21 protein-coding genes are annotated in these 22,700 nt (G+C 65.0%); 13 read left to right on the plus strand and 8 right to left on the minus strand.

The window, feature by feature from the left end; translation table 11 throughout:
* Positions 1-39 precede the first annotated feature (39 nt).
* The 8 genes from ACTJKX_RS03920 (at position 40) to ACTJKX_RS03955 (ending at position 9,263) form a co-directional block, all read left to right on the plus strand.
* On the plus strand, positions 40-852 hold the full coding sequence (locus ACTJKX_RS03920) for a MetQ/NlpA family ABC transporter substrate-binding protein (protein ID WP_311933107.1): 813 nt from the start codon (positions 40-42) through the stop codon (positions 850-852).
* A gap of 416 nt (positions 853-1,268) precedes the next feature.
* The gene (locus ACTJKX_RS03925; RefSeq protein WP_440724431.1) at positions 1,269-1,778 is read left to right on the plus strand and encodes a flavin reductase family protein; all 510 of its coding nucleotides are present in this window, start codon (positions 1,269-1,271) and stop codon (positions 1,776-1,778) included.
* A 21-nt stretch (positions 1,779-1,799) separates the two neighbouring features.
* A complete protein-coding gene (locus ACTJKX_RS03930) occupies positions 1,800-3,038 on the plus strand; it encodes an SfnB family sulfur acquisition oxidoreductase (RefSeq protein WP_440724432.1) in 1,239 nt (412 codons plus the stop codon).
* A gap of 74 nt (positions 3,039-3,112) precedes the next feature.
* A complete protein-coding gene (locus ACTJKX_RS03935; protein ID WP_311933104.1) occupies positions 3,113-4,372 on the plus strand; it encodes an SfnB family sulfur acquisition oxidoreductase in 1,260 nt (419 codons plus the stop codon).
* Positions 4,373-4,521: 149 nt separating this feature from the next.
* On the plus strand, positions 4,522-5,715 hold the full coding sequence (gene ssuD, locus ACTJKX_RS03940; RefSeq protein WP_440724433.1) for an FMNH2-dependent alkanesulfonate monooxygenase: 1,194 nt from the start codon (positions 4,522-4,524) through the stop codon (positions 5,713-5,715).
* Between the two features lie 166 nt (positions 5,716-5,881).
* Positions 5,882-7,267 carry an LLM class flavin-dependent oxidoreductase gene (locus ACTJKX_RS03945; RefSeq protein WP_415083685.1) on the plus strand — a complete coding sequence of 462 codons (1,386 nt, stop codon included), beginning with the start codon at positions 5,882-5,884 and terminating at the stop codon, positions 7,265-7,267.
* 70 nt (positions 7,268-7,337) lie between these two features.
* The gene (locus ACTJKX_RS03950) at positions 7,338-7,787 is read left to right on the plus strand and encodes an RrF2 family transcriptional regulator (protein WP_105865248.1); all 450 of its coding nucleotides are present in this window, start codon (positions 7,338-7,340) and stop codon (positions 7,785-7,787) included.
* A gap of 108 nt (positions 7,788-7,895) precedes the next feature.
* A complete protein-coding gene (locus tag ACTJKX_RS03955; protein WP_367625671.1) occupies positions 7,896-9,263 on the plus strand; it encodes an FAD/NAD(P)-binding protein in 1,368 nt (455 codons plus the stop codon).
* A gap of 212 nt (positions 9,264-9,475) precedes the next feature.
* Here ACTJKX_RS03955 and ACTJKX_RS03960 read toward each other — a convergent pair whose 3' ends face one another.
* Genes ACTJKX_RS03960 through ACTJKX_RS03970 form a run of 3 tightly spaced genes read right to left on the minus strand, consistent with a single transcriptional unit; the run spans position 9,476 to position 12,682 of the window.
* Positions 9,476-10,486 (minus strand): zinc-binding alcohol dehydrogenase family protein, encoded by a 1,011-nt coding sequence (locus ACTJKX_RS03960; protein ID WP_440724434.1) that lies wholly within the window; start codon positions 10,484-10,486, stop codon positions 9,476-9,478.
* Positions 10,483-11,952, minus strand: coding sequence for a mannitol dehydrogenase family protein (locus ACTJKX_RS03965; RefSeq protein WP_440724435.1), 1,470 nt, complete (start codon positions 11,950-11,952; stop codon positions 10,483-10,485). Before ACTJKX_RS03965 ends, ACTJKX_RS03960 begins: the two co-directional genes overlap by 4 nt.
* 4 nt (positions 11,953-11,956) lie before the next feature.
* Positions 11,957-12,682 (minus strand): GntR family transcriptional regulator, encoded by a 726-nt coding sequence (locus ACTJKX_RS03970; protein ID WP_440724436.1) that lies wholly within the window; start codon positions 12,680-12,682, stop codon positions 11,957-11,959.
* 211 nt (positions 12,683-12,893) lie between these two features.
* Here ACTJKX_RS03970 and ACTJKX_RS03975 point away from each other — a divergent pair, with 211 nt between their 5' ends.
* The 5 genes from ACTJKX_RS03975 to ACTJKX_RS03995 all read left to right on the plus strand — a co-directional run bounded on the left by ACTJKX_RS03975 (position 12,894) and on the right by ACTJKX_RS03995 (position 18,748).
* Positions 12,894-13,919 (plus strand): sugar ABC transporter substrate-binding protein, encoded by a 1,026-nt coding sequence (locus tag ACTJKX_RS03975; protein ID WP_311933092.1) that lies wholly within the window; start codon positions 12,894-12,896, stop codon positions 13,917-13,919.
* Between the two features lie 94 nt (positions 13,920-14,013).
* The gene (locus ACTJKX_RS03980; RefSeq protein WP_440724437.1) at positions 14,014-15,048 is read left to right on the plus strand and encodes an ABC transporter permease; all 1,035 of its coding nucleotides are present in this window, start codon (positions 14,014-14,016) and stop codon (positions 15,046-15,048) included.
* Positions 15,048-16,007 (plus strand): ABC transporter permease, encoded by a 960-nt coding sequence (locus ACTJKX_RS03985; RefSeq protein WP_440724438.1) that lies wholly within the window; start codon positions 15,048-15,050, stop codon positions 16,005-16,007. Before ACTJKX_RS03980 ends, ACTJKX_RS03985 begins: the two co-directional genes overlap by 1 nt.
* Positions 16,008-16,009: 2 nt before the next feature.
* Entirely contained in the window at positions 16,010-17,539 is a 1,530-nt protein-coding gene (locus ACTJKX_RS03990; RefSeq protein WP_440724439.1) for a sugar ABC transporter ATP-binding protein, read from the plus strand.
* 171 nt (positions 17,540-17,710) lie between these two features.
* A complete protein-coding gene (locus ACTJKX_RS03995) occupies positions 17,711-18,748 on the plus strand; it encodes an NAD(P)-dependent alcohol dehydrogenase (protein WP_440724440.1) in 1,038 nt (345 codons plus the stop codon).
* Positions 18,749-18,764: 16 nt separating this feature from the next.
* Here the strand turns inward: ACTJKX_RS03995 and ACTJKX_RS04000 are convergent, their stop codons facing one another.
* From ACTJKX_RS04000 to ACTJKX_RS04020, 5 genes are all read right to left on the minus strand, one after another.
* Entirely contained in the window at positions 18,765-19,025 is a 261-nt protein-coding gene (locus ACTJKX_RS04000; RefSeq protein WP_394309804.1) for a hypothetical protein, read from the minus strand.
* Between the two features lie 63 nt (positions 19,026-19,088).
* A complete protein-coding gene (locus ACTJKX_RS04005) occupies positions 19,089-19,373 on the minus strand; it encodes a copper-binding protein (protein WP_440724441.1) in 285 nt (94 codons plus the stop codon).
* On the minus strand, positions 19,373-19,855 hold the full coding sequence (locus ACTJKX_RS04010) for a cupredoxin domain-containing protein (protein ID WP_440724442.1): 483 nt from the start codon (positions 19,853-19,855) through the stop codon (positions 19,373-19,375). The genes ACTJKX_RS04005 and ACTJKX_RS04010 overlap by 1 nt, the downstream gene beginning before the upstream one ends.
* Positions 19,856-19,876: 21 nt before the next feature.
* Complete coding sequence (locus tag ACTJKX_RS04015; protein ID WP_440724443.1) at positions 19,877-21,265, minus strand: multicopper oxidase family protein; 1,389 nt, start codon at positions 21,263-21,265, stop codon at positions 19,877-19,879.
* Between the two features lie 17 nt (positions 21,266-21,282).
* Positions 21,283-22,689 carry a TolC family protein gene (locus ACTJKX_RS04020; RefSeq protein ID WP_440724444.1) on the minus strand — a complete coding sequence of 469 codons (1,407 nt, stop codon included), beginning with the start codon at positions 22,687-22,689 and terminating at the stop codon, positions 21,283-21,285.
* Positions 22,690-22,700: the final 11 nt, after the last annotated feature.

Here is a 22,700-nt window from a genome sequence, read left to right on the forward strand (position 1 = left end):
GGCATGATTCAACGTCTATCTAAAACAGGAAAGACTTCCATGTCCGCCTACACATTGACACGCCGCCGCCTCGCCGGCGCCGCCCTGGCCCTGGTCTTCGCTCTGGCTCCGGCCGGCGCGGCCTTTGCCGCCGAGAAGCTCAAGCTCGGTGTCATGGGTGGTGACGAGGAGCGCATCTGGGAGGTGGCCAAGAAGGTCGCCGCCAAGGATGGCCTCGACATCGAACTGGTCTCCTTCTCCGACTACGCCATTCCCAACGAGGCACTCGAGAAGGGCGACCTCGACGCCAACGCCTTCCAGCACAAGCCCTATCTCGACAGCCAGATCGCGGCCCGCGGCTACAAGATCGTGCCGATCGGCTATACGCTGGTGCAGCCGATCGCCCTCTATTCGAAGAAGCTGAAGGCTTTTGCCGATCTGAAGGAAGGCGCCGTCATCGGCATTCCCAACGATCCGTCCAATGGCGGCCGGGCCCTCAAGCTCCTGGAAGCCAACGGCCTGATCAAGCTGAAGACCGCCGAAGGCCAGGTGCCGAGCGTGCTTGACGTTACCGACAATCCCAAGAAGGTCGAGTTCAAGGAGATCGAGGCCTCGCAGCTTGCCAATCTGCTGCCCGACCTCGACGGCGCAGTGATCAACACCAACTACGCCCTCGGCGCCGGCCTGACGCCAGCCAAGGATGCGTTGATCCAGGAAAGCCGCACCAACAATCCCTATGGCAACTTCATCGCCGTGCGCGAGGCCGACAAGGACAAGCCGATCTTCAAGAAGCTGGTGGCCTCCTATCAGAATCAGGAAGTGGCCGATTTCATCAACGCCAACTTCAAGGGCGCGATCCAGCCGGCCTGGTAGGGTGGCATTGGTCGAATGCACGTTGCTGTCTCGTGCAGCGGCGTGTCTGAGCCAGAACCATAAAGGCGCTGACCTTTGTCATGCCCGGGCTTGGCCCGGGCATCCATAAGGCCGGCGGTAGAAGGACTGCGCTACAGCCTGGATTGCCGGGTCAAGCCCGGCAATGACAAAGGTCGAGTCGCTGCCGGTATAATCAGCCGGGACGATGGACGGCTCCTGCTGGCCGTGTCGGCTGTCACAGCGTTATATTGATCGTTGCGAAGAGAGATCCTTCGTAATTTTTTGGCCATAAATTCTATAAAATCTATAGACATAAGATTGTTGCTGTTGCACGATCCGCCCACGACGCGCCGCTGGGTGCACCAAGAAAGGGGAGGCGAGGCCTCCGCTGCTTCTTTCAGATGACGGATACGAACATGAATATCGCCGTGAAGCTGCCGCCGGTTACGGGGTCGAATCTGCGCGACGCCATGCGGTTGGTTGCCGGCGGCGTCAGCGTGATCACCGCGGGTGAAGGGGACGAGCGTACCGGTCTCACGGCGACCTCGGCCGTGTCGCTGTCGGTCGAGCCGCCGACCATGATCATCTGCGTCAATCGCGATGCCTCGGCCTGGCCGGTCATCCGCCGCTACGGCCATTATTGCGTGAACATCCTGGCAGACCATCAGCGCCACATCGCCGACCGCTTTGCGGGGCGGGGCGGTATCAAGGGTGCCGCCCGCTATGAGAACGCCGGCTGGAACCGCCTGTTCACCGGCGCCCTGGCGCTCGAAGGAGCGCTCGCCTCTGTCGATTGCGAGGTCGAGGAATTCATCGACCGCCACAGCCACTCCATCATCATCGGCGCCGTGCGCGGCATCCGCACCGCCGATGGCAGGCCGCTCGTCTATGCCCAGGGTGGCTATGGCGGCTTCCATCCTGCCTGATTGAACAAGACCGGGATCACCATGACCATTTCCGTTGCGCCGCCACTCACCTCCGCGCCGCCCCAATTCGACCTCGAGCCCCAGGCCCATGTCATCGCCTCCGATGCCGAGGCGATCGAAACAGCCACGACCCTGGCGGCTGAATTCGCAGCCGGGGCGGCGTTGCGCGACCGCGACCGTATCCTGCCGGCAGCCGAGCTCGACCGTTTCTCCAAGAGCGGCCTTTGGGGCATCACCATTCCCAAGGCCTATGGCGGCGCCGGCGTCTCCTGGGTGACGCTGACGGAGGTGATCAAGCTGATCTCGGCCGCCGATCCTTCCATCGGCCAGATCCCGCAGAACCACCTTGCTGCGGTTGACGTCATCAGGTCCACCGCTTCGGAAGAGCAGAAGAAATTGTGGTTCGGCCGCGTGCTCGCGGGCTATCGGCTCGGCAACGCCTTCTCCGAGGCCAAGTCCAAGCATGTCGGCGCCTTCGAGACCACGCTGACCCCGGATGGCGACGGCTATCGGGTCAAGGGCGAGAAATTCTATGCCACCGGGGCGCTGTTCGCGCATTACATCCATATCGGCGCCGTCGATCCGGCCGGCAAGGTGAATCTGGCCATCGTGCCGCGTGACGCCGAGGGGCTTACCATCATCGACAATTGGTCGAGCTTCGGTCAGCGCACCACCGCGAGCGGCAATGTCCATATCGACAATGTGCGGGTGGGGGCCGAGGGGGTGATACCGGCCTATCTCGGCGGCGAGAATCCCTCGACCAACGGAGCGGTCTCCCAGATCATCCAGGCGGCCGTCGATGCCGGCATCGCGCGCGGCACCATCGAGGACACCATCAAGTTCGTGCGCAACAATGTCCGTCCCTGGATCGATAGTGGTCAGGAGCATGGCTATGAGGATGTCTTCACCATCGCCCAGATCGGTGACCTCAAGATCAAGCTTCATGCCGCCGAGGCCCTGCTGGAGAAGGCGGGACGGGCTGTTGACGCCATCGTGGAGCATCCCACCGAGGAGGGCGTGACGACGGCTGCCGTCGCGGTTGCCGAGGCCAAGGTGCTGACCACTGAGATCGCCATCCTCGCCACCAACAAGCTGCACGAACTGGGCGGCACGCGCTCGACCCTGGGCCAGTACAATCTGGACCGGCATTGGCGCAACGCGCGCACCCATACGCTGCACGATCCGGTGCGCTGGAAATTCTATCATGTCGGCAACCACGCCCTGAATGGCGTGAGCCCGCCGCGCCATCCCTGGAGTTGATTTCTCCGGGTGCGCGGGCGTCTCGCCCGCTTTTGGAAACATCGAANCCCGCGCACCCGGAATAGGACTCAATCATGCCCACCGCCGCCGCCCTGACCGCCGATACCCCGCCCGAGCGCCTCGTCGCGTTCCGGGCACCACCCCTGCGGGCCGGCAAGGCCCATATCATCAAGGACGATGCCGAGGCGCTCGCTGCCGCGCGTGAGGTCGCGGCCAGGATTGCCGAAACCGCGATCGAGCGCGACCGCGAGCGGCGCTTGCCTTATGAGGAACTCGACTGGCTGTCCGATGCCGGCCTCCTCGCCATCACCGTGCCAAAGGCCTATGGCGGTGCCGAAGTATCGTCCGGTACGCTGGCCGAGGTGATTGCACTTCTTTCCGCGGCGGATGGCTCGATCGGCCAGATTCCGCAGAATCACTTCTTCATCCTGCACGCCTTGCGCCTGGAAGGCAGCGAAGAGCAGAAACGCTTCTTCTACGGTCGCATCCTGGCCGGCGAGCGCATCGGCAATGCCCTGTCCGAGATCGGCACTAAGACGGCGCAGGACCACAACACCCGCCTCAGCAAGGACGGGCCGGTGCTGCGGCTCAACGGGCGCAAATTCTATTGCACCGGTGCCTTGTTCGCCCATTGGGTGGCCGTGGTCGCCAATGACGACGAGGGTCGTTCCACCATCTCCTTCGTGCCGCGCCAGACCCCGGGTCTCGAGGTCATCGACGATTGGGCCGGCTTCGGCCAAAGGGTCACCGGCTCGGGCACCACCACGCTCGACAATGTCGAGGTGCATCCCTTTTCGGTGATCTCGCTGAAGGCCGTCTTCGATCGGCCCACATCGATGGGGCCGGTGGCGCAGATCATGCACGCCGCCGTCGAAGCCGGCATCGCACGGGCTGCCCTCGCCGAGACCTTGAGCTTCGTGAAGAAGCATGCTCGTCCCTGGAAGGACAGCGGCCTCGATCACGGCTACGAGGATCCCTACACCATCGCCGGCATTGGCGAGGTGAAGATCCGCGTGGCCGCCTCCGATGCCTTGCTGGAGCGGGCAGGGCGCTTTTCCGACATTGCCGTGGCCGATCCCACGGTGGAAACGGTCGCGGCTGCTTCGGTGGCCGTTGCCGAGGCCAAGGTTGCCTCAACCGAGGCGTCGCTGCTGGCCGGCAGCAAGCTGATCGAATTCGCCGGCTCGCGCGCCACTCAGACCCAGTTCGGTTTCGACCGCTTCTGGCGCAACGCCCGCACCCACACCGTGCACGATCCCGTGCGTTGGAAATATCGCGCCATCGGCGACTACTGGCTCAATGGCATCAACCCGCCACGCCACGGCGCCATCTGACCGGAGGATTGTCCATGAACACTGGAAATCCAACCCGCTCGACCTTTGTCATTGCCGGGCTTGACCCGGCAATCCAGCTCCTTTCCTGACAAAGTCGGCGCTTTCGTCGCTTCCCGGCAATGTCCAAGTATACGACCAGAGACTTTACCATGCCCTATGATCTCGACCTGCCCCCGCCTGCCCAGGAAACCGACGTGCTCTGGTTCCTGCCGACCCATGGCGACGGGCGCTATCTCGGCAGCGAGCAGGGGGCCCGGCATGTCTCGCTCGGCTACCTCTCGCAGATTGCCAAGGCAGCCGACGACCTCGGCTATTTTGGGGTGCTGCTGCCTACCGGGCGATCCTGCGAAGACAGCTGGGTCATCGCCTCGGCCATGGTGCCGCTGACCAAGCGCCTGCGTTTCCTGGTGGCGATCCGTCCCGGCCTGACCACGCCGGCCTTCGCGGCCCGCTCGGCGGCGACGCTCGACCGGCTCTCGGATGGTCGCCTGCTCATCAATGTCGTCACCGGCGGCGATCCCGTGGAATTGAAGGGGGACGGCGTCTTCCTCGACCACAAGGAACGCTACGAGGTTACCGACGAATTCCTTGATATCTGGCGCGAGCTGCTGCAGGGCGGCAAGGTCACCCGCGAGGGCAAGCACCTGCGCATCGAGGATGGCGTGCTGCTCTATCCGCCGGTCAACCAGCCCTATCCGCCGCTCTACTTCGGCGGCTCGTCGGAGGCTGGCAACGAGGTCGCCGGCAAGCATGTCGACGTCTACCTGACTTGGGGCGAGCCGCCCCAGCAGGTGGCCGAGAAGATCGCCAATGCCAAGGCGGTCGCCGCCAGATATGGACGCACGCTCTCTTTCGGCATCCGCCTGCATGTGATCGTGCGTGAAACTTCGGCCGAGGCCTGGCAGGCGGCGGACGCGTTGATCTCCAAGCTCGACGACGAGACCATCGCCACGGCCCAGAAGGTGTTCGCGCGCATGGATTCGGTGGGGCAGAGCCGGATGCGGGCTTTGCATGGCGGTTCGCGCGACAAGCTGGAGATCAGCCCCAATCTATGGGCCGGCGTCGGCCTGGTGCGCGGTGGCGCCGGCACTGCCTTGGTCGGCAACCCGGACGAGGTCGCCGAGCGCATGAAGGAATATATGGCGCTCGGCATCGACCGCTTCATCCTCTCCGGCTATCCGCATCTGGAGGAGTGCTATCGCTTCGCCGAACTGGTCTTCCCCAAGCTTCCGCTGAAGAAGACCACCGGCAATGACCTCGGGCCTGCCCGCAATGCTGGCCCCTTCGGTGAGGTCATCGCCAATGTCGTGGCGCCTTCCCACCGCAAGACGGCGGCGGGATAGGTTCTTACCCTCCCCTGGAGGGGGAGGGTCGGACGAAGTCCGGGGTGGGGTGATTTCTTTGCAGGATAGAGCTGTTTCCATCATCATCGCGACCAGTGCCTCTTCACCCCACCCCGGCCTTTCAGGCCGACCCTCCCCCTCCAGGGGAGGGTAAAGAAGCCAAGTGATGTCCAAACCCATCCGTTTCAATGCCTTCGAGATGAATTGCGTGGCGCACCAGTCCCCCGGGCTGTGGCGCCATCCAAGGGATCGTTCGCGCTCCTATAACCGGCTCGATTATTGGCTCGACCTCGCCCGCATTCTGGAGCGGGGCCTGTTCGACGGGCTGTTCCTGGCTGACGTGCTGGGGGTCTACGACGTCTATGGCGGCAATGGCGCGGCGGCCCTGCAGCATGCCACGCAGATCCCGGTGAACGACCCCCTGCTACTCGTGCCGGCCATGGCGGCAGTGACGCGGCATCTGGGCTTCGGCGTCACCGTCAATCTGAGCTATGAGCCGCCCTATGGTTTCGCGCGCCGCATGTCCACGCTCGACCATCTGACGGAAGGGCGTATCGGCTGGAACATCGTCACCGGCTATCTCGACAGCGCGGCTCGTGGGGCCGGCAAGGACAGGCAGACGGCGCATGACGATCGCTACGCCATCGCAGAGGACTATATGGCCGCGGTCTACAAGCTCTGGGAGGGAAGCTGGGCCGACGACGCTGTGGTCGCGGACGCTGAAGCCGGCGTCTTCACCGTACCCGAGCGGGTACGCAAGGTGCAGCATGACGGACCGCATTTCCGCATCGACGCCCTGCATCTGAGCGAACCTTCGCCGCAACGCACGCCCGTGCTCTACCAGGCCGGGACGTCGCCGGCGGGGCTGGGCTTTGCGGCGAGGCATGCCGAATGCGTCTTCATTTCCGGGCCGAGCCGCAAGGTGATCGCCAGCCGGGTGGCTGCCATCCGGCAGGCGGCCGCGCGGATCGGCCGCGATCCCGCCAGCATTCTGATCTTTACGCTGCTGACCGTGATCGTGGCGCCCTCGGATGAAGAGGCGAGGGCGAAGCTCGCCGATTATCGCCGTTATGCCGATCACGAGGGGGCTCTGACCCTGATGTCGGGCTGGACCGGTGTCGATTTCTCGCAGCTCGATCCCGATGCGATCGTGGAGCATGTCGAGAACGAGGCCGGCCGCTCGGCGCTCGAGAATATCACCCGCGCCGATCCCGATCGCCGCTGGACGGTACGCGAAGTCGCCGAGCATGTGGCGATCGGCGGCATCGGCCCGCTCGTTGTCGGCTCGCCCGCCAGAGTTGCCGACGAACTGGAAGCCTGGGTCGATGAAACGGGGATTGACGGCTTCAACCTCGCCTTTGCGGTGCGCCCGGAGACCTTCCGCGATGTCGCCGATCTGCTGGTGCCGGAACTGCAGCGGCGGGGACGTTACAAGACGGCCTATGCCGAAGGCGCCCTACGCCAGAAGCTCTTCGGCGGCTCTGCGCGCCTGTCAGAAAGTCATACGGCAGCAGATTATCGCCAGCTTTGGCAGGCTTTAGAGACGGCATGAGTAGCAAATCAGCCCTTTTACGATTACCAGAGGGCGGAAGGGGAATTCCGAATCGCAGTCCGGGGGCCGCATGCTGACGAAAAAGGGCAAATATGGCCTCAAGGCAATGGTGCATCTGGCCGGCGCTGAGCCGGGCAAGCCTTGTCTGGTCTCCGATATCGCCGAACAGAACGGCATTCCCAAGAAGTTCCTCGATACGATTCTGGGTGAATTGAAGAATGCGGGCTTCCTGCATTCGAAGAAGGGCAAGGGTGGTGGCTATGTCCTGGGCCGGCCGGCAAGCGAGATCCGCGTCGGCCATATCGTGCGTGTGTTGGACGGCCCGCTCGCACCCATTCCCTGCGCCAGCCGAACGGCCTATCAGCGTTGTGACGACTGTTCCGACGAGAGCCAGTGCGCCGTGCGCCTGATGATGCTGGAAGTGCGCCAGGCCATTTCCACCGTGCTCGACAACCGCACCCTTGCCGAAATGCGGGCGCTGGCGGATCTCGACGACCTGACCCTGATGTACCACATCTGACCGATTGGCCGGCAACAGGGGCGTTTGCCTGCAATTCGCTGACCGGGACAGCTTGTCGGACGCACGTGTTTGATCTATCAAAATGGTAGATTAATTGAAGCGTGCAGCATGTCGACCAGCCCTTCCGTCTCCTCCAGGCATATCGTGGTCATCGGAGGCGGAGCGAGCGGGGTGCTGATGACGGCCCATCTCCTGCGTCATCACCATCCCGAACTGCGTGTGACGCTGGTGGAGAAGAGCCGGGAGCTTGGCGCCGGTATCGCCTACGGCACCAGCCATCCCGATCATCTCCTGAATGTGCGCGCTGCCAATATGGGCGCCTATCCTGACGATCCCGACCATTTCTGGCGCTGGGTCGGCGAGCACAGCAGTAGCCATTGTCCGGACGCGCAGTCCTTCGCGCCGCGGCGTCTTTATCGCGACTATCTCGCCGATCTGCTCTCGCCGCATCTCGTGCAGCGGCCCGGCAGCCGACGCCTCGCCATCGTGCAGGACGAGGCGGTGGGTTTTGCCGACACGGGGCAGGGCGTCGTTGTGCAACTGGGCGGGGGCGAGCGGCTACACGCCGACATCGCCATTCTCGCCACCGGCAATGAGGGCCCCAAGCTGCCGCCGGCTCCGTGGCGTTTCGACGGGTGGTTCGACGCAGGTCCGGCGGCCTTTTCTCCCGATGCCGATGTCGTCATCGTCGGGACCGGCCTCACCATGGCCGACCGGGTCCTGTCCTTGCTGCATGCCGGGCATCGCGGCCGGATCACCGCGATTTCCAGGCGCGGCCTCAGCCCGCATGCACACAGGCCAGTGCAGCCGCTGCGCCTCGACGCCGCCGACATCCCCTATGGCACGGGCATCGTCTACCTGACGCGCTGGCTGCGCCGGCTCGTAGCCGAACACCAGAAGGCGGGGGGCGACTGGCGCGCCATCGTCGATGGGCTGCGTCCCTATACCCAACCTCTGTGGCGCAGCCTGTCGCAGGAGGCCCGCCGGCGTTTTCTGCGCCATGCCCGGGCCTGGTGGGACATCCATCGCCATCGCATGGCGCCGGACGCCGCGGCGCGGATCGAGGCCGCGCGCCAGACCGGACAACTCGCCATCGTGGCGGGGCGCGTTACCGGCTTCGATCCACAGGGCGGTCGCGTCGTGGTGCGCTATACTGCCCGTACCGGCGCGTCCGAAAGGCGGATCGATGCCGATGCCGTCTTCGAATGCCGCGGGCGTGCGGCCGACGTCACCGCCACCGAGAATCCGATTCTGCGCCAGTTGCTCGCCGAGGGCTTGGTACGGCCCGACAGGCTCGGCCTCGGGCTGGATGTCGGCCTCGACTGCGGTGTGCTGGGGGCCGATGGCGTGCCCTCGAATCGGCTCTTCGCCGTGGGGCCGATCACCTCAGGCACGTTCTGGGAGATCGTCGCCGTGCCGGATATCCGCCAGCAGGTCGCCAAGCTGGCGGGCAATCTGCTGACGGTGGCACCCTGAAAGGCTGTCGCCCGCCCATACGCCCTGAGGAGGCGTCCAGAAACAAGTGCTCCGTCATCCCCGGCTGAGCCGCTCGCGAGCAAAGCGAGTAGAGGGCGAAGGGAAGGGGATCCAGGGACCAGGAACTGCGCCTAATGAGCCCTGGATCCCCTTCCCTCGGCTTTCGGCCTCGCCGGGGATGACAACCAGTCGATACACGATTTTCTCAAGTCCTAAACGCTCAGAATCGCCTTGATCACGCCGGTCTCCGGCTTGGACCATTCCGGTATCAGGCCCGGCGCATCGTCCAGGCCGCCCTCGTGGCTGGCAAGCGCCTGCAGGGGCACCTTGTCGTTCCGCATGGCCTGCAGCACGGTTTCGAAATCCTGCCGGACCGCATTGCGGCTGGCATAGAGCGTGGTTTCGCGCTTGTGGAACTCGGGATCATTGAAGGCGATGTCCGCGCGCACCAGCGACAGCAGCACATAGGCGCCGCCATGGCCGACGAGATCGAACCCTTTCTGCATGGCGCCGGGGCTACCGGTGGCGTCGATGACGCAATCGAAGAAATCGCCGCCCGTCGCCTGGTCGAGGCGGTCGCGGATATCGGCCGAAGCCTCGAAGACGGCATCCACCCCCAATTGGTCCGCGCAGAAGGCGAGGCGGCGCGGATTCATGTCGACCACGCTGACATGGGCGCCGGCCACCTTGGAGAAGACGGCGGCGGCGATGCCGATGGGGCCTGCGCCGACGATGGCCACGCGCTGCCCCGGCCCGATGCCGCCGCGTGCCACGCCGTGGGCGCCGATGGCCAGGAATTCTACCATGGCCGCCTGCCTCGCCGTAAGGCCATCGGCTGGAATGACGTTGGCTTCCGGCACGGCGATGAAGTCGCAGGCCCCGCCGTCACGATGCACGCCGAGGACTTCCAGGTGCTGGCAGCAATTGGTCTTGCCCATCCGGCAGGCGCGGCAGTGGCCGCAATAGATCGTCGGCATGATCGAGACGATCTGGCCGGTGCGCAGGGCCGATCCCGGCGGCGCGCTGACGACCTCGGCTCCGAGCTCATGTCCGATGACACGTGGATAGCTCAGATAGGGCTGGTTGCCGTGGAAGATGTGATAGTCGGTGCCGCAGACGCCGACATGGCGAATGCGCACCAGCACCTCATTCCCCGCAGGGCGCGGCTCGTCGCGCTGGATGATGCTCAGCTTGCCGGGTTCGTCGCAGCTCAGGGCTCTCATTTCTGCCTCCAGGATTGGGCGGCGCCGAGGACGCCCTGGGCGGCGATCGCCCGATAGGCCGCCTGCAGATCGTCGACAAAGGCCGCACTGCGGGGCAGGTCTTCGCCGAAAACAGCAGAAAGGCCGAGAAAAGCCTCGACCACGGCCTGCGGCGCGGTGCTGCGCTGGTCGGGCTGGCCGGTCCAGGCTTCGAAGGTCGGATCGTTGAGGGGGAGAGGACGGCCCTGGTCGTCGCTGCCGCCGCAGGAACGGATCCAGGCGGCGACGGCGAAGACGAGCGGGCCGCAGGGCAAGCGCTTGGCGAGGCAGTCGCGCAGGGGCGACAGAATACGCTGCGGCAATTTCTGCGACGCGTCGGAGGCGATCTGCGCGGTGCGGTGATGCAGCGAGGTGTTCTCGTAGCGGGCGAGAAGCTGCCTCGTATAGGCGAAGGCCCGATCAGCCGGGATGGCGAGCGTCGGGATCGCACATTGCCAATAGCGTTCGATCAGGTCGCGGAACACGGGATCGGCGATCGCTTGCGCCACGAAGTCGTAGCCGGCCAGCCGCCCTACTGCGGCGATGGTGGAATGCGTGCCGTTGAGCAGGCGCAGCTTCATATGCTCGAAGGGCTCGACATCGTCGGTGAACTCGACCCCGCTTTCCTCCAGCCGCGGCCGTCCGGCGGCAAAGCTATCCTCGATCACCCATTGGCTGAACGGCTCACCCAGCACCGGCCAGGCGTCTTCGAGGCCGAGCGAGGAGGAAATGGCCGCGCGATCGGCATCGGTCGTCGCCGGCACGATGCGGTCGACCATGGAGGAGGGGCAGGGGATCTCGCCGGCGATATAGGCGGCCAGATCCTTGTCCCGCAACGTTGCGAACTCGCCGAGCACGCGTTTCAGCGTCCGTCCGTTTTGCGGAAGATTGTCGCAGGACAGGACGGTGAAGGGAGGGCTGCCGTCGCGGCGGCGGCGTGCGATCGCTTCCACCAGGAAGCCGAGGGCCGAGCGGGGCGCCTGCGGATTGGCAAGATCATGCACGATGTCGGGATGGTCCTGCCTCAGGCCGCCGCTGCCGAGATCGACGGCATAGCCTTTTTCGGTGACGGTCAGCGTGACGATCCGGATGGCCGGGTCTGTAAGCTGGTCGAGGAGGACGGTTGGATTTTCCGGCGCAACGGTAACGCCAAGCACGGAACCGATCACGCGCAGGTCCTCGCGGCCGCTGTCGCGTATGGCGAGCGTATAGAGGCCATCCTGGAGGGCGAGGGCATCGCGCGTCTGACTGCCGCGCAGCGAACTCCCGAGAATGGCCCAATCCGTCTCGCCGCGTGCCAGGCAATCATCGATGGCGACGGCCTGATGCGCCCGATGGAAGGCGCCGGTGCCCAGATGCACGATGCCGGGCCGGATGGCGGTCCGATCGTAGCGCGGTGTGGCGATGCCGGGTTTGAGGTGGGCGAGGGTCGTGGCGTTGAGACGCATCGGGCTACTCCGTAACATAGGGTCCGTACTCGTCCGGCAACTGGGCAAGCATGGTGAAGATCATGTCGAGATGCCGTTCCAGCCGATCGGCGGCCTCGTTCGTCTTGCCATCGTCGAGGGCATCGAGGACGGCCAGGTGCTCCTCCAGCACCAGGGGCAGACGGGATGGCGTGCCGAACAGCCGCACGAAGCGGGCGAGGCGGGCACGGACCTGCAGGATGGTCGGCCAGACGCCTTCGCGCTCGGCAAAACCGGCAAAGGCATAGTGGAAGCGCTCGTCCTGCTCGAAGAAGCGATCCTTGTCATCGGCGAGCATGGCCTGGCGCTGCGTTTCCACGATGGCGCGGGCCTCGGCGCTCTTGGCCGATGTCCAGCGGGCCGCCGCCTCGCGCAGCAGGGCCAGCTCCAGATGCTTGCGGATGAAATGGCTGTCGCGCACTTCGGCCAGGCGAATGGGAGAGACGAAGCTGCCCTGCTGGGGATAGACGTCGATCAGGCCGTCCTCGCTCAACCGTACCACCGCCGAACGCACTGGCGTGCGCGAGACGCCGAAATGGCGGCAGATGCGATTCTCACTGATCGAGGTGCCGGGCATCAGCCTCACTGTGATGATGGCCTGCTTCAGGGCCTCGTAGATCTGATCGCCCACCGGGTGCTTGCGATTGATGTCGACGGCAAAGCCCAGCCCGTCATCGTCCGGCCCGGGCTGTTTATTGGGCAAGGCAGACATCGGCCGGCTCCTTTAAAACCGTAATGATCGCAATGATATGGCGCTTCATCCTGAATCGGAATGGCATGCAGGAAAGGTGACGTTCGCGACCATCATCTCGCGAACACTGTTGCATATGTCGAGCTTGGATCCTAGTATCCATCTCTGTCAAGCGGGGCCGAACGATGTGAGGAGCGCCCGCGGCACGTCATGCCCAGAGGGAGGGAATTTCATGTTCGTTCGACGTCAGCTCTTTGCTTGCGCGGCTGTGGCTGCCCTGTTTGCCAGTACCCTGCCGGCCCTGGCCGCCGACGATACCAAGGTGGCGCTGGTGCCTGGCGGTCCGCATCCCTATTTCGCCGCCTGGGACCAGGCCGGCAAGGATGCGGCCAAGGATTTCGGCCTTGGCGCAGCCGACTACAAGGTTCCGCAGAAATGGGAGCTCAGCCAGCAGAACGAACTGCTCGAGAGCCTGGTCACGCAGGGCTACAATGCCTTCCTGATCTTCCCGGGCGATCCGGTCGGCTCGGTGGCCACCGCCAATGAACTGGCCGATACCGGCGCGCCGGTGATGGCGCTGGCCGGCTGTCTGAAGGATCCCTCCAAGGCGGCCTTCTGCCTCGGCACCGATACCGGCAATTCGGCCTATCTCGGCACCAAGGAATTGTTCAAGGCGATGGGCGGCAAGAAGCGCATCGCTCATTTCACCGGCTTCCTGGTCGACCCGAACACGCAGCTCCGCATCGACGCGGTGAAGAAGGCCGCCGAGGAAGAAGGCGGGCAGGTGGTGCAGGTCATCGCCGACATCGACGCGCCGGAGCCGGCGGAAGAGAAGATCAATGCCTATCTCGCCGCCCATGCCGGCGAGATCGACGGTATCGTCACCACGGCCTGGGTGCCGGCGGTGGTCGCCTCCAACGCCTTGCGCAAGATCGGTGACAAGCGCATCAAGATGGTCGGCATCGACCATGACGAGGTGGTGCTCAAGGCGATCAAGGACGGTTTCGTCAGCGGCACCATGCTGCAGAACCCCTATGGCCAGGGCTATATCGGTTCCTTCGCCGCCGACAAGCTGCGCAATGGCTGCACCGTGAAGGCCGATGCGCCCTGGAAGTCCAATGCGCTGACCAGCCACTTCATCGATTCGGGCACGGTCTTCGTCGATGCCTCAGGCGTCGACAATTACATCTCGGCCATGCAGGGCATCACCAAGACGCTGCTGGCGAGCTTCGAGAAGACCTATCTGACCTGCAAGTAAGCGGTAAGGGCCGAGGCTCGGATCCCGTCCCATGTGGTGGGAAGGATGTCTCGGCCCGTTCCGACCTGTATTCCTACGGAGCCGAGATCCGCCGATGGCCGGTGACGAATCCCCAACCGCAACGCTCGCCCCGGCGACCGGCAAGCCGATGCAAAGCGGCACGGTGCGCTTCTACCTGACCAACGAATTCGGCCTGCTGGTCCTGATCGTGGTCTTCGCCGGCCTGTTCGGCCTCGCCACCAAGGGCTTCTTTTCGCCCTTCAACCAGTTCACGCTGGGGCGCGTCGCCGCCGTCAATATCATGGTCGGCCTGTCCATGATGGTGGTGATCGTCACCGGCGGACTGAACCTGGCGGTCGGTGCCATCGGCGTCTGCGCGGCCATGGCTTTCGGCGCTCTGGTGGAACTGGTGGGCCTGCCCTGGCCGGTTGCCGCCCTCGGCGCCATCGCCCTGGCGGCGGCGCTCGGCTGGATCAACGGCTTCGTGGTGGTGCGTTCCGGCCTGCACAGCTTCATCATCACTCTGGCCAGCATGAGCATCTTCTTCGGAATGATGATCTATCTGACCAAGGCGCAATCCTTCCGCGGCATACCGGCGGACTTCTCCAATTTCGGGCGGCTGCGTTTGTTCGGCCTGGTCTCGCCGCTTCTCGTCGTCGCCCTTGTCGTGGCCGTGGCGCTCGGCTTGCTCTACCGCTTCACCGTTCTCGGCCGCGAGATGCTGGCGGCCGGCGCCCGGCCCGAGGCTGCCGAACTTTCCGGCGTGCGAGTCGGACGCATCTTCATCCTCTGCCACATGCTGTCGGGCGCGCTCGCCGCCATCACGGCCATGCTCGTTGTGGCGCGTACCGGGGCCGCCATTCCCTCGATGGCTGGACAGTTGGGGCAGGACTGGCTGCTGCCCGCCTTTCTCGGCCCGGTGCTCGGCGGCACGCTGCTCAGCGGCGGGCGGGTCTCGGTGAGCGGCACGGTGCTCGGTGCCATCCTGGTGACGATGCTCACCAACGGCCTGCTGCTCTTACAGATCGGTGAGTTCTGGGTGCAGGCGTGCCTCGGCTGCCTGCTGCTCACTGCCGTGCTGATCGACAAGGCGCGCCGTTCCTATCTCGCCCATCGGAGGATGGTGTGATGCCCCGTTTCATGCAGACAGACTGGTTCGGCCCCCTGGCCATCGCAGTGGTGGCCATCGCCCTCATTGGCAGCTTCAATCCGTCCTTCCTGTCGCCACTCAACATCCAGGTGCTGCTGCTCGCCATCACCGTGAACATGCTGATCGCCTTTTCGCAGATGATCATCATCGCTATCGGGCAGATGAACCTGGCGGTCGGGGCTATCGGGGGGCTCGCCGCGATCTCCTTTGCCGGCATGATGCAGGTCTGGGGTTTGCCTGCGCCGCTGGCCGCCCTGCTGGCGGCGGGAATCGGCCTGCTGGCCGGCATCGTCAACGGGGCCTTCATCGCCGGCACCGGCATCTCGGCCTTCGTGATCACCCTGGCCACCCTGTCGGTGTTCAAGGGCATCAACCTCGCCATCACCAAGGCGCAGCCCTTCTATGGCGTGCCGCAGAGCGTCAAGGATTTCGGCAACACCACCGTCCTGGGGCCGCTGCCTTGGCTGGTGATCCCCGCAGCCATCGTGTTCGCGGCGATGTGGTACCTGCTCAACCGCCTGCCGCTCGGGCGCTTCATCCTGGCCGTGGGCGGCAATGCCCATTCGGCCGAACTGTCGGGCATTTCGGTGTCTCGGACCGTGATATCGGCCCACGCCATTTCGGGCCTGCTGGCGGCCCTGGCCGGCATCGCGCTGGTGGCGCGGCTGGAGATCGGCCAGCCGACCATCGGTGACGACTGGCTGATCCTCTCCTTCGCCGCGCCGGTGATCGGCGGTGCCGTGCTCGCCGGCGGTCACGTCTCCAGCTTCGCCACGCTGCTCGGCGTGATCATCGTCGCCATCATCACCCAGGCGCTCGTGCTCTTCCATATCGACCCCTTCCTGGTGCAGGTCGTTCTCGGTGCCCTGATTCTGTGGGCTGTCGGCATGAACCGATGGCGCGAGATCCGCGTCAACAGCGGCCTGAAGAGGATCTGAACATGGCGGCAGAGACTTCGGCACCGGTCTTCCAGGCGCGCGGCGTCAGCAAGTTCTTCCCCGGGGTGAAGGCCCTGGAGGGCGTTTCGATCTCGCTGCGCCCGGGGTCGATCCATGCGCTGCTGGGCGAGAACGGCGCCGGCAAATCCACGCTGATCAAGCTGATCACCGGCGTGCTCAGGCCAGACGAGGGCGAACTGGTGGTGGATGGACAACCCGCCTATTTCGCCTCGACCCGCGACGCCATCGCCAGGGGCATCGGCGTCGTGCATCAGGAACGCAACCTCATCCCGCGCTTTTCCGTGGGCGAGAACATCATGCTGGAGCGCCTGAGCGCCAGCCTGTTCAAGCCGATCGACTATGCCGCGGTGAATACCGAGGCGCGGCGCTGGCTCGACGTGCTCGGGCTCGAGCTTGACCCGGCCACCCCGGTCTCGCAGCTCAGCGTCGCCAAGATGCAGCTCGTCGAGATCGCCAAGGCTCTGTCGCTACGTTCGCGCGTGCTGCTGCTCGACGAGCCGACCGCCTCCCTGACGCCGCACGAGACCGTCGCCCTGTTCGCCTTGCTCAAGAAGCTCAGGGACGAGGGCGTCAGCATGCTCTTCGTCAGCCACAAGCTGGAGGAGGTGCAGGAGATCTGCGACCAGGTCACGGTGCTCCGCGACGGCCGCAATGCCTGCGACAGCCGCTCGATGGAGGGGCTCGGCCGCCAGGACCTCGTGCGCCTGATGATCGGACGCAGCGAGCAGATCCCGGACTGGAAGCCGCGCGACCATGCCGGGGCACCGCCCGTGCTGCAGCTCGAAAAGGTGGCCACGCCCTTCGGCCATCGCGACATCGATCTCACCGTGCGCCGCGGCGAGATCGTCGGGCTCTATGGTTTGGTCGGGGCAGGGCGCACCGAACTCGCCAAGTCGATCATGGGGCTGCAGCCGGCGACGTCGGGCACCATCAGGCTCGACGGCAAGGAGGTGACGATCACCAGTGTGGGCGAGGCGATCCACACCCACCGGCTCGGCTATGTCAGCGAGGATCGCAAGCAGGAGGGGCTCATCCTCCTGCATTCGGTACTGGACAACGCCGGCATTGCGATCTGGCGCAAGCTCGCCGGTTTCGGCGGCATGCTCACGGATCGCACCGTGCGCAAGGCCACCGAGCCCTATATCCGCAAGCTGGAGGTGCGCACGCCTTCGCTGGGCCAGATCGTCGGCAATCTGTCCGGCGGCAACCAGCAGAAGATCAGCGTGGCCAAGTGGCTGGCTGCGGGGGTGCGGCTCCTGATCATCGACGAACCCTCGGTTGGAATCGACATCAAGACCAAGGCCTATCTGCATGAATTGATTCGCGAACTGTCGGATGCCGGTACCTCGATCCTGCTGATCACCTCCGACATGCCGGAGATGATCGCCCTGGCCGACCGCATCGTGGTGATGAACGGCTACCGGGTGGCGGGAGACCTGCACAACAGCCGCGACTACGGCGCCATGAGCGAAGGCATCATGAACCTGATCCATAAGCTCGATGCGGCGTGAAGGCCGGTTTGCCATCGATGCCACCGGTCGGCGCCGATAGCTGGTAATATGTCCGGCGGCTTGCCGTCGCTGGTCGCCGGACTTGGTTGATTGCCGCAACAAACTGGCGATAATGTCGGATGAATACGCGCCGGCTCTTCGGCGACGTCAGCCCGAAACCGGAGGAAATCCATGCGCGCCCTTGTCCTTGAACGCCAGCACGAATTGTCGCTGCGCGAGATCGATCTCCCGCTCGAAGTCGGCCCAACCGATGTGAAGATCGCGCTGCATACCGTCGGCGTCTGCGGCAGCGACGTGCATTATTACACCCATGGCCGCATCGGCAATTTCATCGTCAACGCGCCGATGGTGCTGGGCCATGAAGCGGCCGGCACCGTGGTGGAGGTCGGCTCGAAGGTGACGAACCTCAAGGCCGGCGACCGCGTTTGCATGGAGCCGGGCATTCCCGATCTCAGCTCGCGGGCTTCCAAGCTCGGCATCTACAATGTCGATCCCTCCGTGGTCTTCTGGGCGACGCCGCCGGTGCATGGCGTGCTCACGCCCTTCACGGTGCATCCGGCCGCCTTCACCTACAAGCTGCCCGATAACGTCTCCTTCGCCGAGGGGGCGATGGTCGAGCCTTTTGCGGTCGGCATGCAGGCGGCGGCCCGCGCCGGCATCGCGCCCGGCGACGTCGGGGCGGTGATCGGCGCCGGCCCGATCGGCATCATGGTTGCGCTCGCCGCCCTGGCCGGCGGCTGCAGCAAGGTGCTGATCTCTGATTTCAGCAAGGAAAAGCTTGAGATTGCCGGCCGCTATGACGGCATCGTCCCCGTCGACCTCACCAAGGAAACCTTCGCCACCGCCATTGCGCGGGAGACCGACAGCTGGGGCGCCGACGTGGTGTTCGAGGCGAGCGGCAGCGCCAAGGCCTATAATGGCATCTTCGACCTGGTGCGGCCCGGCGGCGCGCTTGTGCTTGTCGGCCTGCCGGTGGAGCCGGTCACTTTCGACGTCCCCGGCGCCATCGCCAAGGAAGTGCGCATCGAGACTGTGTTCCGCTATGCCAACATCTATGACCGCGCTCTGGCGCTGATCGGCTCGGGCAAGGTCGATCTCAAGCCGCTGATCACCGGCACCTATGCCTTCGAGGAATCCATCGCGGCCTTCGAGCGGGCCGCCAAGGCCCTGCCCACGGACGTGAAGCTGCAGATCCTGATGGAAGGCTGACGGGCGAAGGGCGGGGCTATTCGGCCTCGCCATATTCGTCGCTGCGATGCAGAATGCGGCACCTCGCGGTGCCGCATTCCACGGCGAGGATGCGGTGGGAGGTGCCGCCGCAATTGGCCTGGAATACCGATGTGGAGTCTGAGCGATAGATCGAAGTGATCTTCGCTCCGAGGCAGTCATTGCGCGCCAATATGCCTGCAAGCGCGCCATCGCCGGCATCAGCCTCGGTCGAAACGAGGCCAGCCAGAATTCCGGCTATCAAGAGAACTCTGTGCATTCCGGGAACCTGTCGTGGTTTCGATGGCCCCCTTCCGGGGAAGGGGGCAGGTCGTATCCAGCGCTATTTCGCCTTCTCGATCTTGGTCACCGTCAGGCGCCCGTTGACGCGGTCGGCCTCGAAGGAGACCTTGTCGCCAGCCTTGACCGTCTCGAGCATGGCCGGATCGGCCACGGCGAAGACCATGGTCATGCCGTCCATGTCGAGATTCTTGATCGGGCCATGTTTGAGGGTGATCTTGCCCTGGGCCTCGTTGATCTTGGTGACTTCGCCGCTGACCGGGGCGGTTTGCGCCAGAGCGGCGGTGGCAAAGGTCGAAAGGGTGAGGGCGAAAAAGAGTTTGCGCATTAGAGAGCTCCTGTCTTGGTGGTGACGACGATGGTGCCGGTCATGCCGGCTTCGCGGTGGCCTGGGATCAGGCAGGAAAAGTCGAACTCGCCGACCTTGGTGAACTTCCAGACCATTTCGCCGGTTTTCTTGGGGCTGAGGCGCCGGGCATTGGGATCGTCATGCTCCATGTCCGGGTTTTTCTGCATTTCCGCGCCGTGCTTGAGGTTTTCGGCCAGGGTGGCCAGCACGATCTCATGGTCGATCTCGCCATTGTTGCGCAGGACGAATTTGATCTGCTCGCCCTGGCGCACTTCGATCTTGCTGGGGATGAACATCATCTTGCCGTCGCTCTCACGCATGGTGATGGCGATGGTGCGGGCCGGCTTCTTGGCATCGCCGGGCTCGCCATAGGCGCGCGCGCCGCCATGGCCGGCATCGGCCAAAGCCGGGCCGGGCACCAGGGCCAGGGCAACGGTCGCAAACAGGATTTTCGAAAACATCCATGCTCCTTTCATTGAGGGTCAGTGCTGATCGTGGGTCGAACGCCGACCGGGCTTGACCACCCGGACTTCGGCCGTGCTGCTGCGGCTCGCGGGAAGGGAGGGCGCGTGGAAGGCGTTCTTCGACGCTCCGGTCCATTCATAGGAGACCGTGCCTTCCGGGTGCTTGAACCAGCCCGGATCCTTGTAGTCTCCGGAGGCCAGGCCCTGGCGGACCTTGACCGCCGAGAACATGCCGCCCATCTCCACCGCGCCGAACTGGGCGAAGCCCGTCATCATCGGCAGGGTGTTGTCGGGCAACGGCATTTCCATCTCGCCCATGTCGGCCATGCCGGCGGATCCCATCGGCATGTAGTCGGGCACGAGCTTGCGGATCTTGGCCGCGACGGCCTTCTTGTCGACGCCGATATAGTTGCGGACGTCGTGGCCCATGGCATTCATGGTGTGGTGCGACTTGTGGCAATGGATGGCCCAGTCGCCCTCGGCATCGGCGGTGAAGTCGAAGGCGCGCATCTGCCCGACGGCGCAGTCGATGGTCACCTCCGGCCAGGCCGCCGCTTCCGGCACCCAGCCGCCATCCGTGCAGGAGACCTTGAAGTCGTAGCCATGCATGTGGATGGGATGGTTGGTCATGGTGAGGTTGCCGAAGCGCACCCTGACCTTGTCGCCCTTGCCGCAGACGAGGGAATCGATGCCCGGAAAGGCCCGGCTGTTCCAGGTCCACAGATTGAAGTCCGTCATCTCCGCCACCTTGGGCACATAGGACCCCGGCTCGATGTCGTAGGCGTTGATGAGGAAGACGAAGTCGCGGTCGACGCGGCGGAAGGCCGGGTCGCGCGGGTGCACGACGAAGAAACCCATCATGCCCATCGCCATCTGCACCATCTCGTCGGCATGCGGGTGGTACATGAAGGTGCCGCTCTTGCGCAGCTGGAACTCGTAGACGAAGGTCTTGCCGGGCTTGATGTGCGGCTGGGTCAGGCCGCCGACGCCATCCATGCCGTTGGGCAGCAACTGGCCGTGCCAATGGATGGTGGTGTGCTCGGGCAGCTTGTTGGTGACGAAGATGCGCACCTTGTCGCCCTCGACCGCCTCGATGGTCGGGCCGGGGGATTGGCCGTTATAGCCCCACAGATGGGCGACCATGCCGGGGGCGATCTCGCGCACCACCGGCTCGGCGACGAGATGGAATTCCTTCCAGTCGCCATTCATGCGCCAGGGCAGCGTCCAGCCATTGAGCGTGACCACGGGATTGTAGTCGACCCCACTGGTCGGTACGAGCGGGGGCTGCATGCCGGCCTCCTTCATGCTGGGCGCTTCGGGGATGGCGGCCGCCTGGGCACGGCCGGAGATGGCGCCAGCGCTGATCAAGGCTGCGGCGCCGAGGAGGGAACGGCGGGATACTGTCATGATGTCATCTCCCGTGATCAATGCGCCGCGCCGGCGGCAGGTGCGGCGGCCATGGCGGTTTCCCCGCCCGACGATGAGGCCGAGCCGCCGCCGATGAGGGCAGCCTGGAAATCCACGCCGGCGATGAGGAAGTCGCGCTGGGCCCCGATGGCGGCGACGCTGACGTCGAGGCTTTCGCGCGTGGTGGTGAGCAGGTCGAAGACGTCGATCAGCATGCCGCTATATTCGAGCACCGCCTGCTCGTTGATGGTCTTGCGCAGCGGCAGGATGCGGGCACGGTACTGGCGCCAGATGTCGTGCCGGCCGCGATAGGTGAGATAGGCCGCGCGCGTTTCCGAGCGCACGGTGACGGCCTTTTCCACCAGGCGGTTCACCGCCTGCATGTAGGTCTCGCGTGCACGCCGCACGCCGGTCTCGCCGAGATCGAACAGCGGGATCTGCACTTCGAGCTCGAAGCCGCGGGGATAGTCGCGCTTCTTCACGCCGTCCTCGCTGGCGCGGGCGTAGTTGGCCAGGCCCGTGAGGTCGAGGAGGGAGACATAGCGGCTCACTTGCGTCAGGCCGAGCTCGGCGGCCATGGCGTCGAGGTCGAGCCGGGCGGCGATCAGGTCGACACGTTTGCGGATGGCCTGCGCCTCGATCTCTGTCGAAGGCGGCAGCTTCCCAGGTGTATTCGGCAGGGTGCTGGGCAGTTTGGTGTCGGTCTCGTTGCCCCACAGGCCGAGCTGGCGAATCAGGGCTTCGCGCTCGGTGCCGGCCTGGAGCCTTGCCTCGGCGAGGCGGTTGGCGACCTCGGCATAGAAGGAGGCCGAGCGCGCCTGGTCGAGCTTGGTGGCGGCGCCGGTCTCGCCGAGCTTGCGCGAGAGATCACCGGCGGCTTCGGCCGAGAGCCTTGCCTTCTGCAAGAGGCCGACGGTCTGTCGGGCCGCGACCGCGCGGTAGTAGGTCCGCCGCGTATCGGCGGCGAGGCGGAAGGTCGCCTCGATGGCCCGGTAGCGCGCCGCCTCGAACTGGGTCCTGGCGATGTCGCGGCGAGCGGGCAGGGTGAGCAAGGCCAGAAGGTTTGCCACCAGGCGGCGTTCGATGTCGAGTTCGCCGCCGGCTACCACGCGTTCGAGCTGGAAGGTCGGGCTCGGCGGCAGGCTCGCCGCGACATAGGCGGCCTCGGAGATTCCGAGCGTGTTGTACTCGGCCTGCAGACCACGATTGTTGAGAAGGGCGATCTGCACTGCGCTGTCGGCGGTCAGCGGCTTGGCGAGCAGGACAGCGACACGGGCCTTGGCCTGGGCTGCCTCGGCCGGCGAGGTGATCTTGACCGTGTCCTTGCCGAGTTCCGCAGCGACTCTCCCCTTGACGGGTGCCATGCCGCCGTCGGGCGTGAAGCTGGCGCAGCCTGCCAGAGTGAAGGCGAGAGAAGTCAGCATCGCCAGCCTCT

This window comes from Labrys sp. 22185 (genome assembly GCF_052045555.1).
In the GTDB taxonomy this organism is placed as follows: domain Bacteria; phylum Pseudomonadota; class Alphaproteobacteria; order Rhizobiales; family Labraceae; genus Labrys; species Labrys neptuniae.